Below are 13,162 nucleotides of genomic sequence, written 5' to 3' on the forward strand. Positions count from 1 at the left end.
TTCTCCACTCATCACACCGCAGCCGGCACCGCGGGCTCGACCACGCGGTGCCGGCCGTCGGCCAGGCGCGACGCGCGGGACACCCGGGCCAGCGCCAGGAAGGAGATCAGCAGGAACGCGGCTCCCAGCGGCATGAGGTCCTTCTCCACGAACGGCACCAGGACGTCGGCGATGACCAGGACGGGCGTCCACGCCTTGACGCGGCGCTGGACCGCAAGCAGGAGGACCAGGCCGATCTGGGCGACGAAGAACAGCAGCGGCCCGAAGTCGTAGATCACCTGCTGCACCCCGGGAACCGCCTGGACCTGATCGAACAGCACGCTCATCGCGGCGTGGTCGGCTGACCGGAACCCCACGACGATGTCGATGACGAACTGGGCGATCAGCGTGGCGATGCCGACATAGCCGGCGGAGGCCAGGCCGGTCGCCAGGCGCCCGCGACCGGCCAGCCGTCGCATCTCGTGAAAGGTCATGGCGAAGAACACCAGGGCGCCGATGAAGGCCAGGTGCCCGGTCGTCCAGGCGAGCCCGGGACCGCGGCTGCCGTCCAGGCCGTCCAGGATGCGGATCACGCCGTAGGTGAAGGTGAGGAGAGGGGCGGCGACGAAGGCGATGCGGGGGTTCATCTCGTTGACTCCTTAGCTGCGATGACCTCCTCCATCCTGGTTTTCCGCGGGCGTACGGACATCGCCGGGACGAGTGAGGTCCCGCCTCACTCCTGGGAGGGAGGCGGGACGGCACCTCCCGTCTGGGAGGGATCGGCCCAGCCGGGCAGAGTCCCGGAAGCGGTCCCGCGATCGGCACACCACGGTCGCCACGGCGGCCGGAAGGCGTCTCAGCTCCGGCGGGTCCAGGCGTCGGCGAGTTCGACGAGCCGGTCGAGGGCGGCCTCCACGCGCTTCTTGTCGCCGGTGGTCAGGTAGTCGAGTTGCAGGCCGGCATAGGCGGCGTTGAGCAGGGTGGCGTTGGCGCGGGCGGCCTCGTCGGGGACGCCGTGGGCGCGGAGCGCGTCGGCCACGAACTCGGCGCGGTCGCCCAGCATCGTGGGCACGTACGGCCCGGTGAGCCGGCCCGCCGCGGCCAGGCCCTCGATCTCGTGCAGCAGGCGGATCAGTGGCAGGTGGTCGTCGCTCAGGTGCCAGTCCCAGGACGCCCGGATGACGGCGCCGAGGCTGCGCCCCTCCGCCCAGCCGGGCAGGGCCTGCAGCCGGTCGCGTTGCCGCTGGTCAAGGTGGGTGAGGACGGCGGTGATGAGGTCGTCCTTGGTGGCGAAGTGGTGGGTGAGCACCGAGGTGCTCTGCCCGAGCGCCTGGGCCAGGGGACGCAGGGACAGCCCGGCGACGCCGTGGACGGTCAGGTGACCGATGATCGCGTCGAGCAGTTCGGTGCGGCGGCGCGGATCACGGGGTCTGGCCATGGCGTCTCCGTCCGGGGTGCGGGTGCGTCCGGCACATCCGCATATTAGCGCAACGACTGTTACGCTAACTCGCCTCCCCCACCACTTCTGAGGAGAAACGTCCATGACCACCCTCGCGACCTGCCCCGCCGAGAGACACGCGCAGGTCAACGGCCGACGACTGGCCTACGTCGACTTCGGCGGCGACGGCGTCCCGGTCCTGGCCGTGATCGGGCACTTCGGCCGGGCCAGGATGTTCGCCCCGCTGGCCGCCGCCCTCGCCCCCGCCTACCGGGTGATCTCGCTGGAACAGCGCGGCCACGGCCACAGCGACTCCGACGGCGACTTCAGCCGGGAGGCGTACGTCGCCGACGCCGCCGCGTTCGTCCGGCACCTCGCCCTCGGCCCGATGATCACGCTCGGCCACTCCATGGGCGGGGTCACCGCCTTCCAACTCGCCGCCCGGCACCCCGAGCTGGTCAGCGCCCTGGTCATCGAGGAGGCCGGCGCCGACAACCGGCAGCCGCAGATCCCGCACCCCGTCCTGGACGTGACCGGCTGGCCCCGCCGCGCCGCCACCCTGCACGAACTGCGCCGGCAGGTCGAGGCCCGCGGCATCCCCGACGCGAGCTACTTCATGGAAAGCGCCGTCGAACACGACGACGGCTGGGGCTTCCTCTTCGACCACGCCGACATGATGGCCTCGCAGCAGGCCCTGATCGGCGACTGGTGGGCCGACTGGCTCGGCTCGCACTGCCCCGCCCTGCTGGTGCACGGCGCCGACAGCTTCATCCTGCCCACCACGCTGGCCAGGCAGATGGCCGGACGACGGCCGGGCACCGTGCTGCGGGAGTTGCCCGGCTGCGGCCACTGGGCCCACGACGACGACCCCAACGGCTTCGCCGCCGCCGTCCGCGACTTCTTCGCACGTGTGCTCGGGCACGACATGTCGTTCCCGTGCGAATGGCGAAAGCTCCGCCCTCGGATATCGGCCTTAAACTGGAGGCAGCACCTCTCGCAAGGAGGATCGATCATGGGCAAGAAGGAAAAGGTAAAAGCAAAGGCCCAGGAAATCAAAGGCATGATAAAAGAGCGGCTCGGCGCGGACACCGGCGACAGGTCTCGTGAGGCCGGCGGCCGGGCGACGCGCGTCAAGGCGAACCTCAAGCAGGCGTTCGAGAAGGCGAAGGACGCCTTCAAGAAGTGAAGATCGCCGCCCGGACGGTGAGCAAGGAACGCGCCAGGGCCGGCGAGTCGCGGACCGCGAGCCGTACCTCCGTCGAGGGCATCTCCTCCAGCCGGCGCGGCGGGCTGCGCTCCCACTCCGGCGCGGGTGGCCGGACGCGGGATCAGTTGTACGCCGAGGCCAGGCGCCGCGACATCAAGGGCCGCTCGGAAATGGACAAGGCGCAACTGGAGCAGGCGCTTCAGTAGAGCCGCTCATGGGACCGGGCGAGACACGTCCGATGCGCCGCCCGGACGGGACCTCGCGCGGGGATTATTCATCCGGCCAGTTCTCCGTGAGGAACCGCTCGGCGGCCTCGGCGCCTTCGTCGAACATCGCCGCCGCCACGGGCGAGCCCTCCACCAGCGCCCTCGCGAGGTAGCGCACGCTGAGCCCATTCGCCTCGTACATGGCTCGCATGAACTCGGGAGTGACCTCGGCCCCATCCTGGACCTGACCCGGCAGCACCCAGCACCGCGGCACGGACATGCGCGTCGCACGCCTCCCGCAGGCCCTCCTTCGAGCCGAAGTGGTGCTGCACCAAGCCGACCGAGACACCGGCGGCCGGATTTTGTGTCGCCAGGGCCGTGTTGCCGTGCCCGGCCGCCGCGCGGGCGACGGGCCCGAGGGACGGGTTAACGGGTGTGGTCGGCCCGGTTCCACCAGACGGCCGTCGAGACGGCGCCGGCTGCTCCGGTGATGACCACCAGCAGCAGGCCGAGCGGGCCCGGCGGGTCCTGGCCCGCTCCGGCGATGCCCGCGTACAGGCCGGGTATCGACCAGGGGAAGACGGAGCCGTAGCCGAGTGCGGCGATGATCTGGGAGACGAAGATGACGCCGAACAGGACGCCGACGGCAGCCAGGTAGCCGCGGCCGGCGCTGGCGGCCAGGGCCAGCGGTGTGGTGGTCAGCGCCGCGAGCGCGGCCGCGCCCAGGATACGCGCGAGCCCGTTGAGCACGGCCGGTGTCGACCAGGCGGGCAGGCCGAGCAGGGCGCCGATGAGAAGGCCGAGCCCGGCCAGCAGGACCGCCAGCGCCAACGCCCAGAGTGCGGCGACGGTGAACTTGGCGGCCACGACGGCAGTGCGGGAGGTGGGCAGGGCGAGCAGGTCCGTGGCGGTGTGGTCGCTGAACTCGCGACCGAACAGCCAGATGGCGATGAGCCCGTAGACGCCGAGGCCGCCGACCGCGACGGCCTGGGCCAGCAGCGCGAGGTAGCCGGGCCAGTCGGCGCTCGCGCCCGACAACTGAGCCTTACCGCCGAGCAGCCCCAGCGCCCGGGCACGGGCGGGATCGGCGAGGATGAACATGAACATGCCGCACACCAGCGCGGCGACGGTGAAGGCCAGCGCGGTGATCCAGGGCAGGCGGCTGCGCCGTACCTTGAGCAGTTCCGCCCAGAGCGCTTCACGCATCGCCGGTCCCCTCCGCGGGTTGCGTTCCTGGGCCGGCAGTGAGTGTGACCTGCTCGCTCGGTCCGACCGTGCGCAGGAAGAACGCTTCGAGATCCTCCTCGTGCAGGTGGAGGTCGGTGGGCGGCACTCCGCCGTGCACCAGTACGGTCGCGACCTGCTCGGGAGCGGCCAGGGCGCGTGGGTCGGTGAGCAGCAGTCCGGCCGGTGTGGCGGATTGGGGGTGGTAGCCATGGGCGATGAGCACCGTGCGGGCGGCGTGGTCGTCGCGGGTGGCCAGACGCAGGTGGCGGCGGCGGTGCCGGTCGAACTGATCGGCGTCGTGCTCGCCGACCAGGCGACCGTGGTGCAGGATGCCGATGCGGGTGGCCAGGCGGTCGACCTCGGCCAGCAGGTGGCTGGACAGCAGCACGGTGGTGCCGTGCCGGTGGATCAGGCCGGCGAGCAGGGCTCGGATCTCGGCGACTCCGGCTGGGTCCAGGCCGTTGACGGGTTCGTCGAGGATGAGCAGGTCGGGGGCGTGGAGAAGAGCCCTGGCCAGGGCCAGGCGTTGCAGGTTGCCGAGTGACAGGGTGCGGGCTCGGCGCTCGGCGTACGGGGCGAGCGCGAGGCGGTCGATGATGTCGCCGACGTCGCCGGGCAGGCGGCGCAGCCGCCGGACCACCTCCAGGTTCTCCCGCACGGTGAGTTCCGGGTAGGCGGCGGCCGTCTCCACCAGGTAGCCCACCCTCGCCCAGGCGGAGCGGTCACCGCCGGTGACGTCGGCGCCCAGGACGCGCACGGTTCCGGCGGTGGAGGTGATCATGCCGAGCAGCATGCGGATCAGGGTCGTCTTGCCGGCGCCGTTGAGGCCCAGCAGTGCGTAGATCTGCCCTGCCGGCACCCGCAGGGTGACGTCGTCGACCGCACGAACGTCGCCGAAGCGCTTGCTCAGGCGGGTGATCTCGATGGCCGGGGACGTCTCGCCGCGACGCGGGTGAGCGATCACGGCCATGGCCGCAGGGTCGGCCGAGGCGCCGTCAGGTAGCGGGGGTTCGGGGTGCACGGGCACATCCTCGTCTCGACGCGGACTGGACATGCCGACCAGGCTTCCCGGCTCACCTGTCGTCAGGTTATCCCTGCGGGCTCGGCGCTGCCAGTACGCCCGGGTCTCTTTCGAGCCCATCTCGGTGGCCCCTGAATGGCGGGCGACATCCCAGGCCCCGTGGGCGCGGGCCCGCTCCCGGCGGTGTCAAGAAGGCGTCTGTCGCCTTGGCACCGCCGCTGTTATGGTGATCCCGGTGCGCCGGGAAGTCTGGTCGGCAAGATCGTCCGCTGACCCGACCGGAGGCGTTCCATGATCTTCCCCGCGCGGTGCCCCTGATGGGCACGCTGCTGACGGCTTTCGCCTGCGTGCTCCTGCTCGCCGTGCTGCTGTCCAGCCTGGCCCACCGCACCATCCTGTCCACCGCCGCGCTCTTCCTGGTGGCCGGGTTCGTACTGGGCGACGGCGTGCTCGGCGTCGTGTCGCTGAGACCTGGTGACGACCTGGTCGCCGCACTCGCCGAGCTGGCGCTGTTCACCGTCCTGTTCACCGACGGCATGCGGGTGGGCTGGACCGAGTTGCGCAGGGCCTGGCGGCTGCCCGGGCGGGCGCTCGGCTGGGGCCTGCCGCTCACCCTGGCCATCACCGCGCTCGGCGCCCACTACCTACTCGGCCTCGGCTGGACCGAGGCGCTGCTCATCGGCGCGATCCTCGCGCCCACGGATCCGGTCTTCGCCGCCGCCCTGGTCGGCAACGACAAGGTGCCACCCCGGCTGCGGCAGCTACTCAACGTCGAGTCCGGCGTCAACGACGGCCTGGCGCTGCCCTTCGTGATCGTCTTCCTGGCCGTCGCGGCGGGTTCGGACGATCTGCATCTGGGCGAGCTGGGTCTCGAGCTGGGACTGGGCATCGTCATCGGCGTCGCGATCCCGTGGGCGGCGATCAAGCTGGAGCGCACCCGCTGGTTCGCCGCCTCCACGCAGTACGAGCCGCTCAACGCCCTGGCCATCGGCCTGCTCGTGCTCGCCGTGGGCAAGGCCACGCACGGCAACCTGTTCCTGGCCGCGTTCTCGGCCGGCATCACCGTGGCCACCTTCGGGCCCCGGCAGCGGGAGTCGTTCGAGCACTTCGGCGAGCTCATCGCCGAAGTGTTCAAGCTGGCCGCGCTGCTGGTGTTCGGGGCCCTGATCACTCCGGCGCTGCTCGGTGCGGTCGGCTGGAGCGGCTGGCTGTTCGCGGTTTTCGCGCTGGTGCTGGCACGGCCGGCGGCGATCTGGCTGTCGTTCCTGCGCTCGGGACTGTCAGTGCGCGAGCAGACGGCCGTGGCCTGGTTCGGGCCCAAGGGTTTCGCCTCCGTCGTGTACGGGCTGCTCGTGCTCGGCTCCGGCATCGCGGTCGCCGAGCAGGTCTTCCAGTTCGTCGCGGTGACCATCGTGGTCTCGATCCTGCTGCACTCCTCGACCGACATCGTGGTGGCCCGCTGGTTCGACGACGAGCGAGAGGTGCCGGCATGGTACGGCGGTGCGGCCCGGCGGCTGCGCGGATCCAGGGGCGGATCCAGGGGCGGATCCAAGGACGGATCGTGAGCGGGGGTGCGCCCCTGTCCGGCCGTGCGGCGGACGTGTGGGCCGGTGCCCGTCGCACGCCCGGGTCGGCCGGATGACGCGGTACCGGCCGGCTGTGCCGGGGCGCGGCCGGCATCCGGCCGTGGTCATCGCGGCCGGTTTCGGTGTCGCGGTGCTGCTCGGGACTGCACTGCTCGCCACCCCGCAGGCCACCACGGCGGGCGACGCCTCGCACTTGCTGACCGCGCTGTTCACCGCCACCTCCGCGGTGTGCGTGACCGGTCTGGTCGTAGTTGACACCGAGACGCACTGGTCGGTGTTCGGCGAGGTGGTCATCGCGCTGCTGATCCAGGTCGGCGGGCTGGGCATCATGACGCTGGCCACGCTGATCATGGTCATCGTCTCCGGCAGGCTCGGCCTGCGAACCCGGTTGTCGGCACAGTTGGAGAGCAAATCGATCGTGGCCGCCGATCTGCGCCAGGTGTTGCGCAAAGTGGTGATGTTCAGCTTGCTGTGTGAGGCGGCGGTGGCCATCGTGTTGACCATCCGCTTCGTCACCGGGTACGGCGAGCCACTCGGCCGGGCCGCCTACCTCGGAGCCTTCCACGCGGTGTCGGCGTTCAACAACGCCGGCTTCGCCTTGTGGCCCGACAGTCTGTCCCGCTTCGTCGCCGACCCGTGGATCTGCCTGACGATCGCGCTGGCCGTGATCGTCGGCGGGCTCGGTTACCCTGTGGTGTTCGAGTTGCTGCGGAGTTGGCGGCATCCGCGCCGCTGGTCCGTGCTGACCAGAATCACGGTCGGCCTCAGCGTCTTTCTCCTGGCCGCAGGCACGCTGGCGTTCCTCATGATCGAGTGGCGCAACCCGGCCACGCTCGGTCCGCTGGACGAGCCGGGCAAGTGGCTGGCGGCATTCTTCGCCGCCGTCATGCCGCGCTCGGGTGGCTTCAACACCCTCGACATCGGCCAGATGGCTCCCTCGTCGTGGCTGGTCACCGACGTGCTGATGTTCATCGGCGGGGGCAGCGCCGGCACCGCGGGCGGCATCAAGGTCACCACGTTCGGATTCCTGCTGTTCATCATGTGGTCGGAACTGCGCGGAGAGCACCAGGTCAACATCGGTCACCGGCGACTGCCCTCCGCGACCCAGCGGCAGGCGCTGTCGATCAGCCTGCTCGGTGTCATCCTGGTCATGGTCTCGACCTGGCTCATGCTCCTGCTCACCCCGCATGCCCTGGACCGGGTGCTGTTCGAGGTGATCTCGGCGTTCGCGACCAACGGCCTGTCCACCGGCATCACCGCCGACACCCCGCTGGCCGGGCATGTCCTGCTCAGCCTCCTGATGTTCGTCGGCCGTATCGGTCCGCTCACGCTGGGCTCGGCGCTTGCCCTGAAGGAACGCACCCGCCGCTACGAGTTCCCCGAGGAACGAGTGATCATCGGCTGACAGGGCATCCGATCCGTCGTGGCGCTCGGGCTGGGCCGCTTCGGCGCAGCGATGGCGATCGAACTGGACTTCTCGGCCCGGCACGGGAAGTCCTTCGCTGGATCTAGCCGGACTGTTCGCATACATCCGAACAATTCGATAGATTCGCTTCCATGGATGTCGATCAGTTCGTGGAGGACGCCGGGCTCTTCTACGCGCGGCTGGGACTGAGCCGGACGGCCGGGCGGGTGATGGGCTGGCTCCTGACCGCCGAATCGGGCAGCGCTGACGCGCCCGAACTGGCCGAAGAGCTGGCCGTGGCCAAGAGCAGCATGAGTATCGCGCTGCGGCAACTGGAGCAGGCGGGCCTGGTCGAGCGGTTTCGCGTGCGGGGCGCGCGGCGGGACCGCTACCGGCTGGCCGAGGACGTCTTCGCACGAGCCTTCCGCACCAAAATGGCCGAGTTCGAGAGCTTCCGGGCACTGGCCGAGCAAGGGCTGCAGGCGGTGGGCGACGACCCCGCGCGCCGGCGACGTCTGGAGCTGATGCGGGACATGTACGCATTCATGATGGACCGCTTCCCCATCCTGCTGGACGAGTGGGACGAAATGCGGGACAAGCGATGAGACCGTTGCTGATCAGCGTGGGCAGCCGCGGAGACGTCCAGCAGTTCCTGGCGCTGGCGCGCGGGCTGCTGGCCGCCGGGCACCGGCCGGTCCTGGCCGCACCCCGCCGGTTCCAGCCGCTCGCCGCCGGGCACGGGGTGGAGTTCGCGCCGCTCAGCGATGAGATGTTCGCGCTGCAGGACTCCGTCAAGGGGCAGGGCGTGCGCGCGGCCATCACCGCCGCGCGTTCGGTCAAGCCGATGCTGCGCCTCCTCCTGGACGACCAGGCGGCCCTCGTGACGCGATCGGCCGACGTCGTCGTGTATCACCCCAAGTCCCTCGGCGGCCCCTACATCGCCGAGAAGCTCGATGTCCCGGCCGTCGCCGGGCTGCTGATCCCGCTGTACGTTCCGACGTCCGCCTTCCCCTCCCCCATCTTCCCGGTACGGCCGCCAGGCCCGCTCAACCGGGCGAGTTGGCGGGTCGCCGCCGCGGTCGAGGCCCCGTACCGGAGCACGATCCGAACATGGCGGGCCGAGTCGCTGCACCTGCGGGACGGCTTCATACCGATGGCCGAACTGGTCAAGACGGGCACCGTGCTGCACGCCTGGAGCCCCCATCTGCTGCCCGCGCCCACCGACTGGCCCGCCTCCGCCCACCCCATCGGATTCTGGACGATGCCCCCGGACAACACCTGGACCCCACCCGAGCAACTGGCCCGCTTCCTGGACCGGGGCGAACCGCCCGTCTACGTGGGCTTCGGCAGCTCGACCACCGGCGACCCCGAGTCGCTGACCGCCACGGTCCTGGAAGGCGTCCGTCTGGCCGGGCGGCGGGCCGTGCTGGCCACCGGCTGGGGAGCGCTACGGCCGGGCGCGGTCACGGACGACGTCCTGGTGATCGAGGAGGCCCCGCACGAGTGGCTGCTGCCGCGCGTCACCGTCGCCGTCCATCACGGCGGCGTCGGCACGGTCGCGGCGGCCCTGCGTGCCGGGGTGCCCCAGGTGGTCCGCCCGTTCGTCGGCGATCAGCCGTTCTGGGCCACCCGCCTGCACCACCTCGGCGTCGCCCCGGCCCCGCTGCGAGGTCGTCTCACCGCCGCCCGGCTGGCCGCCGCCATCGACAACGCGGCAGAGCTCGCGCCGGCCGCCCGCGCGCTGGCCGGACGCGTCAGCACCGAAGACGGGGTCGCCGCCGCCGTGGCTCGCATCTCCGACTGTGTCAGCTCCCGCACCTGACGCGAGACGCTGTCGCCGAATCGAGCGAACGATGCGGCCCTACGATCATCGATGATGATCGGGAGACCGCTCTTAATATGATCGGCATGTCGCTGCTGTCTCGACTCGCCCGTTTCAACCAACGGCACCCGTGGAGCCACAACGATCACTACGGCCCGTGGGTCGCGGGCCGGGTGGCCGCGTCGGGGGCCCGGCACGTGCTCGACGTCGGGTGTGGCACGGGGAACCTCGTCGCCCTGCTGGGCCGGCGTGCGGCCACCGTCACCGGGCTTGAGCCCGACCCCGCGACCGCCGGCGCGGCGGCGGCGCGTTTCGCCGGCGATCCCGTGGTCACCGTCGTCCGGACCGGCTTCGCCGGGCGCGATCCGGGGCGACGCTGGGACGCCGTCTGCCTGGTCGCCGTCCTGCACCACCTCCCGCTGGTGCCCACCCTGCGGGAACTGCGCGACTGTCTGGCCCCGGGCGGACGGCTGGTGATCGTCGGCTGTTACCGGGAGGCCGGCCGCGCCGACCTGCTCGTCAGCCTGGCGGCCCTGCTCGCCAACCCGATCATGGGGCTGGTCAGGCACCCCGCCCGCGCCGACGCGCCGCCCGCGCACATGAGCGCGCCCACCGCCGACGCGCGTGAGACCCTTGCCGAGATCCGGGCCGCGGCCGCACGGGAACTGCCCGGCGCCCGGATCCGGCGCCGCCTCTTCTGGCGGTACACCCTGCTCTGGGACGCCCCCGCGTGATCGCGGCGTCCGGCCCCGGTGCTATGTCCTGGTGAGCCAGGTGACCTGGGCGCCGTTGTCGAAGGACTCGCGCCGGGTGGGGGTGAACAGGGTGGGGTCGAACTGTCCGGAGAACATGGGGATACCCGTGCCCGCCACCACGGGGTAGCTCTTGAGGATGATCTCGTCGATCTCCGGGAGCAGGGCGGCCGCGAGCCGACCGCCGCCGCAGAGGTAGATGTCCATGCCGGTGTCCTCGGCCTTCAGCCGCCGGACGAGCGCGATCGGGTCGCCGGCCGCCACCCGCACCGTGGGGTCGTCGATCGTCAGCGTGCTGGTGACGACGTACTGGCGCAGGTGGGAGTACGGGCTGGTGGTGGGCACGTCCAGGGCCGGCTCGTAGGTGCCGCGGCCCATCACCAGCGTGTCGAAGACCTTGTTGGGCACGCCGTCGAGGCCGACGAGCTTGCGGATGTGGGTGGGGAGGGTCTCGGGGTAACGCTCGTTGATCCAGCCGGCCATCTGGTCCGACACGGGGTAGAAGTCGACCTCGGCGTCGGGACCCGCGATGTAGCCGTCGAGGGAGACGCCGATGTAGTAGACAAGCTTTCGCATATAGAACAACTCTCCATGTAGTACTCTGTTTGAAGTGGTTTGAACGTAGTACTACAGACGGAGTGGTGTCAAGTGCGGAGAAATCCCGAGCGGCGGCAGGCGCTCATCGACGCGGCCATCGAGGTGCTGGCCAAGGAAGGAGCGCGCGGGCTGACCTTCCGGGCCGTCGACGCGGAGGCGGCCGTGCCCCCGGGCACGGCGTCCAACTACTTCGCCAACCGCGACGACCTGTTCACCCAGGTCGGCGGGCGCATCTACGAGCGACTGCTGCCCGACGACGCCACGATCGCCCGCAGCCGGGAGGGCGTGCCGGACCAAACCCGCTATGCCGAGCTCATGCACGAAGTGGTGGGCCGGGTCTCCGCCTTCAACTCCGGCTACCTGGCCCTGCTCGAACTCCGGCTCGAGTCCACCCGGCGTCCCGAGCTGCGCGCCGTTCTCACCGAGCGCATCCGCGAGGACATCGACGCCAACATCGGCCACCACGCCGCCTCGGGCCTGCCCGGCGACTCGACCTCGGTGCTGCTCCTCTACCTCGCCCTGAACTGGCTCATCATGGAACGCCTGACACTGCCCGACATCTTCACCGAGCAGCAGATGCACGAACTGGTGGACGCCGCCGTAGAAAGATCACTGAACACCCGGCCCTGAGGACGTCCGGTCAGTCGTGGATCCTGCCGTTGACGGTGAGGTCGCCGTCGACGCACAGGCCGTTGTAGCCGACCGTGGTGATCTTCTCGGTGCCGCCTTCGGAGACGCTGAAGTCGCCCTCAACGGCGAGGCCGCTCCTGCCGACTGTGGTGATCTTCTCGGTGCCCGCGTAGGAGACGCTGAAGTCGTAGTTGGCGGAGAGTTTTCCGTTGACGTCGCAGTCGTCGTTCACCGTGAGCCGGCCGCCGACGGCGAGGGGGCCGTCCAGGGTGGTTTCCTCGTACACCTGGAGGCTTCCGTCGAGCCGGGTGTCGCCCCTGGCGACGAGACCCTCGGCGGTGAGGTCGCCGTTGACCTGGCAGTACTGCGTCACCGTCACGGAGCCGGCCTCCAGCGTGTCGGCGGTGAGGCTGTTCGAGACGGAGAGGCCGTCGTTCGCGGTCAGCTTTCCGTCGACGCCGAGCGGCCCCTTGACGGTGAGTGCGCCGAGGGTCGGGTTGTCGATGGTGATGGTGAGGGTGGCGTACTGGCCGGCCGTCTCGAAACCGGTGGCGTTCCGCTTGGCCGCCTTCAGGGTGAAGCTGGTGTCGTTGACGATCGTGCCCGCCGGAACGGTCCAGGACGTCTCGCCGCCCTCGTGCAGGACCGTGCCGTCGCCGTCGTACAGGTGGAAGAAGTCGCCGTTGCTCTCCCAGGTGAGGGAGAAGGCGTCGCCGGCGTTGAACTTCGTCCTGGGGACGGTCGGCCTGCCGGGGGCGCAGGCCAGGAAGCTGTGCAGGTAGAAGGCCGGTTCCGCGGTGTCCCAGGTCAGCTCCTGGGCTGTCTTGGGGGTGTGGACGCCGCTGGTCGTGCCGGAGGTCTCGGTGGTCGGGCAGGTGAGCGTGCTGCCGGGGGCGCCGGCGACGCCGCCGGTGATGCTGATCGTCAGCGGGGTGTCGACGAGGTCGAACCCTGGTATCGGCGGAGCCTGGAAGACGACGTGGTAGTAGTTCGTGTCCGGGTCGAGGCCGAGTTCCCGGCCGGTCTTCATCTGGGCGGACGTGGGGGCCCATTTGCCGCTGATCGAGGACTGCGGGTTCTCGGTGAAGTACGCGCCGCCGTCGTCCGGTGCGCTGACCGGGACGGCGACGTCGAGCTGGTCGCAGTAGACATTCTGGCCGGCCGGGCTGGAGACGGTGATGTCGATGGTGTTGGCGGCCGGTTTGTCGGGGGTGCCCGCCTGGAGAGGGGCGGTGCTGGTGCTGTAGTGCAGCAGGGGGGCGTCGGGCATGGGCATGACCTCCTTGTGTCCC

Annotated in this window: 15 protein-coding genes; 8 read left to right on the forward strand and 7 right to left on the reverse strand. The window is 70.5% G+C overall.

The window, feature by feature from the left end:
* Positions 1–11: 11 nt before the first annotated feature.
* Together FAF44_RS00215 and FAF44_RS00220 are read right to left on the reverse strand one after the other, a co-directional pair.
* Positions 12–626 carry a hypothetical protein gene (locus tag FAF44_RS00215; RefSeq protein ID WP_237100878.1) on the reverse strand — a complete coding sequence of 205 codons (615 nt, stop codon included), beginning with the start codon at positions 624–626 and terminating at the stop codon, positions 12–14.
* A gap of 209 nt (positions 627–835) precedes the next feature.
* Positions 836–1,417, reverse strand: coding sequence for a TetR/AcrR family transcriptional regulator (locus FAF44_RS00220; protein WP_237100879.1), 582 nt, complete (start codon positions 1,415–1,417; stop codon positions 836–838).
* Positions 1,418–1,520: 103 nt separating this feature from the next.
* Between FAF44_RS00220 and FAF44_RS00225 the strand changes: the two genes are divergently transcribed.
* Together FAF44_RS00225 and FAF44_RS00230 are read left to right on the forward strand one after the other, a co-directional pair.
* Complete coding sequence (locus FAF44_RS00225; RefSeq protein ID WP_237100880.1) at positions 1,521–2,603, forward strand: alpha/beta fold hydrolase; 1,083 nt, start codon at positions 1,521–1,523, stop codon at positions 2,601–2,603.
* On the forward strand, positions 2,600–2,830 hold the full coding sequence (locus FAF44_RS00230) for a hypothetical protein (RefSeq protein WP_237100881.1): 231 nt from the start codon (positions 2,600–2,602) through the stop codon (positions 2,828–2,830). The genes FAF44_RS00225 and FAF44_RS00230 overlap by 4 nt, the downstream gene beginning before the upstream one ends.
* Positions 2,831–2,894: 64 nt before the next feature.
* Here the strand turns inward: FAF44_RS00230 and FAF44_RS00235 are convergent, their stop codons facing one another.
* The 3 genes from FAF44_RS00235 to FAF44_RS00250 form a co-directional block, all read right to left on the reverse strand.
* Positions 2,895–3,110, reverse strand: coding sequence for a hypothetical protein (locus FAF44_RS00235; protein ID WP_237100882.1), 216 nt, complete (start codon positions 3,108–3,110; stop codon positions 2,895–2,897).
* 146 nt (positions 3,111–3,256) lie between these two features.
* Entirely contained in the window at positions 3,257–4,036 is a 780-nt protein-coding gene (locus tag FAF44_RS00245) for an ABC transporter permease (protein ID WP_237100883.1), read from the reverse strand.
* On the reverse strand, positions 4,029–5,027 hold the full coding sequence (locus FAF44_RS00250; RefSeq protein WP_237100884.1) for an ABC transporter ATP-binding protein: 999 nt from the start codon (positions 5,025–5,027) through the stop codon (positions 4,029–4,031). Before FAF44_RS00250 ends, FAF44_RS00245 begins: the two co-directional genes overlap by 8 nt.
* 368 nt (positions 5,028–5,395) lie before the next feature.
* On the opposite strand from FAF44_RS00250, the gene FAF44_RS00255 reads away from it, so the two are divergent.
* From FAF44_RS00255 to FAF44_RS00275, 5 genes are all read left to right on the forward strand, one after another.
* Positions 5,396–6,643 carry a sodium:proton antiporter gene (locus FAF44_RS00255; RefSeq protein ID WP_237100885.1) on the forward strand — a complete coding sequence of 416 codons (1,248 nt, stop codon included), beginning with the start codon at positions 5,396–5,398 and terminating at the stop codon, positions 6,641–6,643.
* A gap of 73 nt (positions 6,644–6,716) precedes the next feature.
* Complete coding sequence (locus FAF44_RS00260; RefSeq protein ID WP_237100886.1) at positions 6,717–8,069, forward strand: TrkH family potassium uptake protein; 1,353 nt, start codon at positions 6,717–6,719, stop codon at positions 8,067–8,069.
* Between the two features lie 152 nt (positions 8,070–8,221).
* Complete coding sequence (locus FAF44_RS00265) at positions 8,222–8,674, forward strand: GbsR/MarR family transcriptional regulator (protein ID WP_237100887.1); 453 nt, start codon at positions 8,222–8,224, stop codon at positions 8,672–8,674.
* Positions 8,671–9,891: a glycosyltransferase gene (locus FAF44_RS00270; RefSeq protein ID WP_237100888.1), complete on the forward strand. Its 1,221-nt coding sequence runs from the start codon at positions 8,671–8,673 to the stop codon at positions 9,889–9,891. Before FAF44_RS00265 ends, FAF44_RS00270 begins: the two co-directional genes overlap by 4 nt.
* An 86-nt stretch (positions 9,892–9,977) precedes the next feature.
* Positions 9,978–10,625 carry a bifunctional 2-polyprenyl-6-hydroxyphenol methylase/3-demethylubiquinol 3-O-methyltransferase UbiG gene (locus tag FAF44_RS00275; protein ID WP_237100889.1) on the forward strand — a complete coding sequence of 216 codons (648 nt, stop codon included), beginning with the start codon at positions 9,978–9,980 and terminating at the stop codon, positions 10,623–10,625.
* A 21-nt stretch (positions 10,626–10,646) separates the two neighbouring features.
* Here FAF44_RS00275 and FAF44_RS00280 read toward each other — a convergent pair whose 3' ends face one another.
* A complete protein-coding gene (locus FAF44_RS00280) occupies positions 10,647–11,219 on the reverse strand; it encodes a dihydrofolate reductase family protein (protein WP_237100890.1) in 573 nt (190 codons plus the stop codon).
* A 72-nt stretch (positions 11,220–11,291) separates the two neighbouring features.
* Between FAF44_RS00280 and FAF44_RS00285 the strand changes: the two genes are divergently transcribed.
* A complete protein-coding gene (locus FAF44_RS00285) occupies positions 11,292–11,870 on the forward strand; it encodes a TetR/AcrR family transcriptional regulator (protein WP_237100891.1) in 579 nt (192 codons plus the stop codon).
* A gap of 10 nt (positions 11,871–11,880) precedes the next feature.
* Here FAF44_RS00285 and FAF44_RS00290 read toward each other — a convergent pair whose 3' ends face one another.
* Entirely contained in the window at positions 11,881–13,140 is a 1,260-nt protein-coding gene (locus tag FAF44_RS00290) for a hypothetical protein (RefSeq protein ID WP_237100892.1), read from the reverse strand.
* Positions 13,141–13,162 lie beyond the last annotated feature (22 nt).

This window comes from Nonomuraea sp. MG754425, assembly GCF_021699195.1.
Lineage (GTDB): Bacteria > Actinomycetota > Actinomycetes > Streptosporangiales > Streptosporangiaceae > Nonomuraea.

Coding starts and splice junctions, on each gene's coding strand:
- FAF44_RS00235 (WP_237100882.1), bottom strand. CDS start 3,110: ATGTCCGTGCCGCGGTGCTGGGTGCTGCCGGGTCAGGTCCAGGATGGG.
- FAF44_RS00255 (WP_237100885.1), top strand. CDS start 5,396: ATGGGCACGCTGCTGACGGCTTTCGCCTGCGTGCTCCTGCTCGCCGTG.
- FAF44_RS00280 (WP_237100890.1), bottom strand. CDS start 11,219: ATGCGAAAGCTTGTCTACTACATCGGCGTCTCCCTCGACGGCTACATC.
- FAF44_RS00290 (WP_237100892.1), bottom strand. CDS start 13,140: ATGCCCGACGCCCCCCTGCTGCACTACAGCACCAGCACCGCCCCTCTC.
- FAF44_RS00225 (WP_237100880.1), top strand. CDS start 1,521: ATGACCACCCTCGCGACCTGCCCCGCCGAGAGACACGCGCAGGTCAAC.
- FAF44_RS00260 (WP_237100886.1), top strand. CDS start 6,717: ATGACGCGGTACCGGCCGGCTGTGCCGGGGCGCGGCCGGCATCCGGCC.
- FAF44_RS00220 (WP_237100879.1), bottom strand. CDS start 1,417: ATGGCCAGACCCCGTGATCCGCGCCGCCGCACCGAACTGCTCGACGCG.
- FAF44_RS00265 (WP_237100887.1), top strand. CDS start 8,222: ATGGATGTCGATCAGTTCGTGGAGGACGCCGGGCTCTTCTACGCGCGG.
- FAF44_RS00250 (WP_237100884.1), bottom strand. CDS start 5,027: ATGGCCGTGATCGCTCACCCGCGTCGCGGCGAGACGTCCCCGGCCATC.
- FAF44_RS00215 (WP_237100878.1), bottom strand. CDS start 626: ATGAACCCCCGCATCGCCTTCGTCGCCGCCCCTCTCCTCACCTTCACC.
- FAF44_RS00245 (WP_237100883.1), bottom strand. CDS start 4,036: ATGCGTGAAGCGCTCTGGGCGGAACTGCTCAAGGTACGGCGCAGCCGC.
- FAF44_RS00270 (WP_237100888.1), top strand. CDS start 8,671: ATGAGACCGTTGCTGATCAGCGTGGGCAGCCGCGGAGACGTCCAGCAG.
- FAF44_RS00275 (WP_237100889.1), top strand. CDS start 9,978: ATGTCGCTGCTGTCTCGACTCGCCCGTTTCAACCAACGGCACCCGTGG.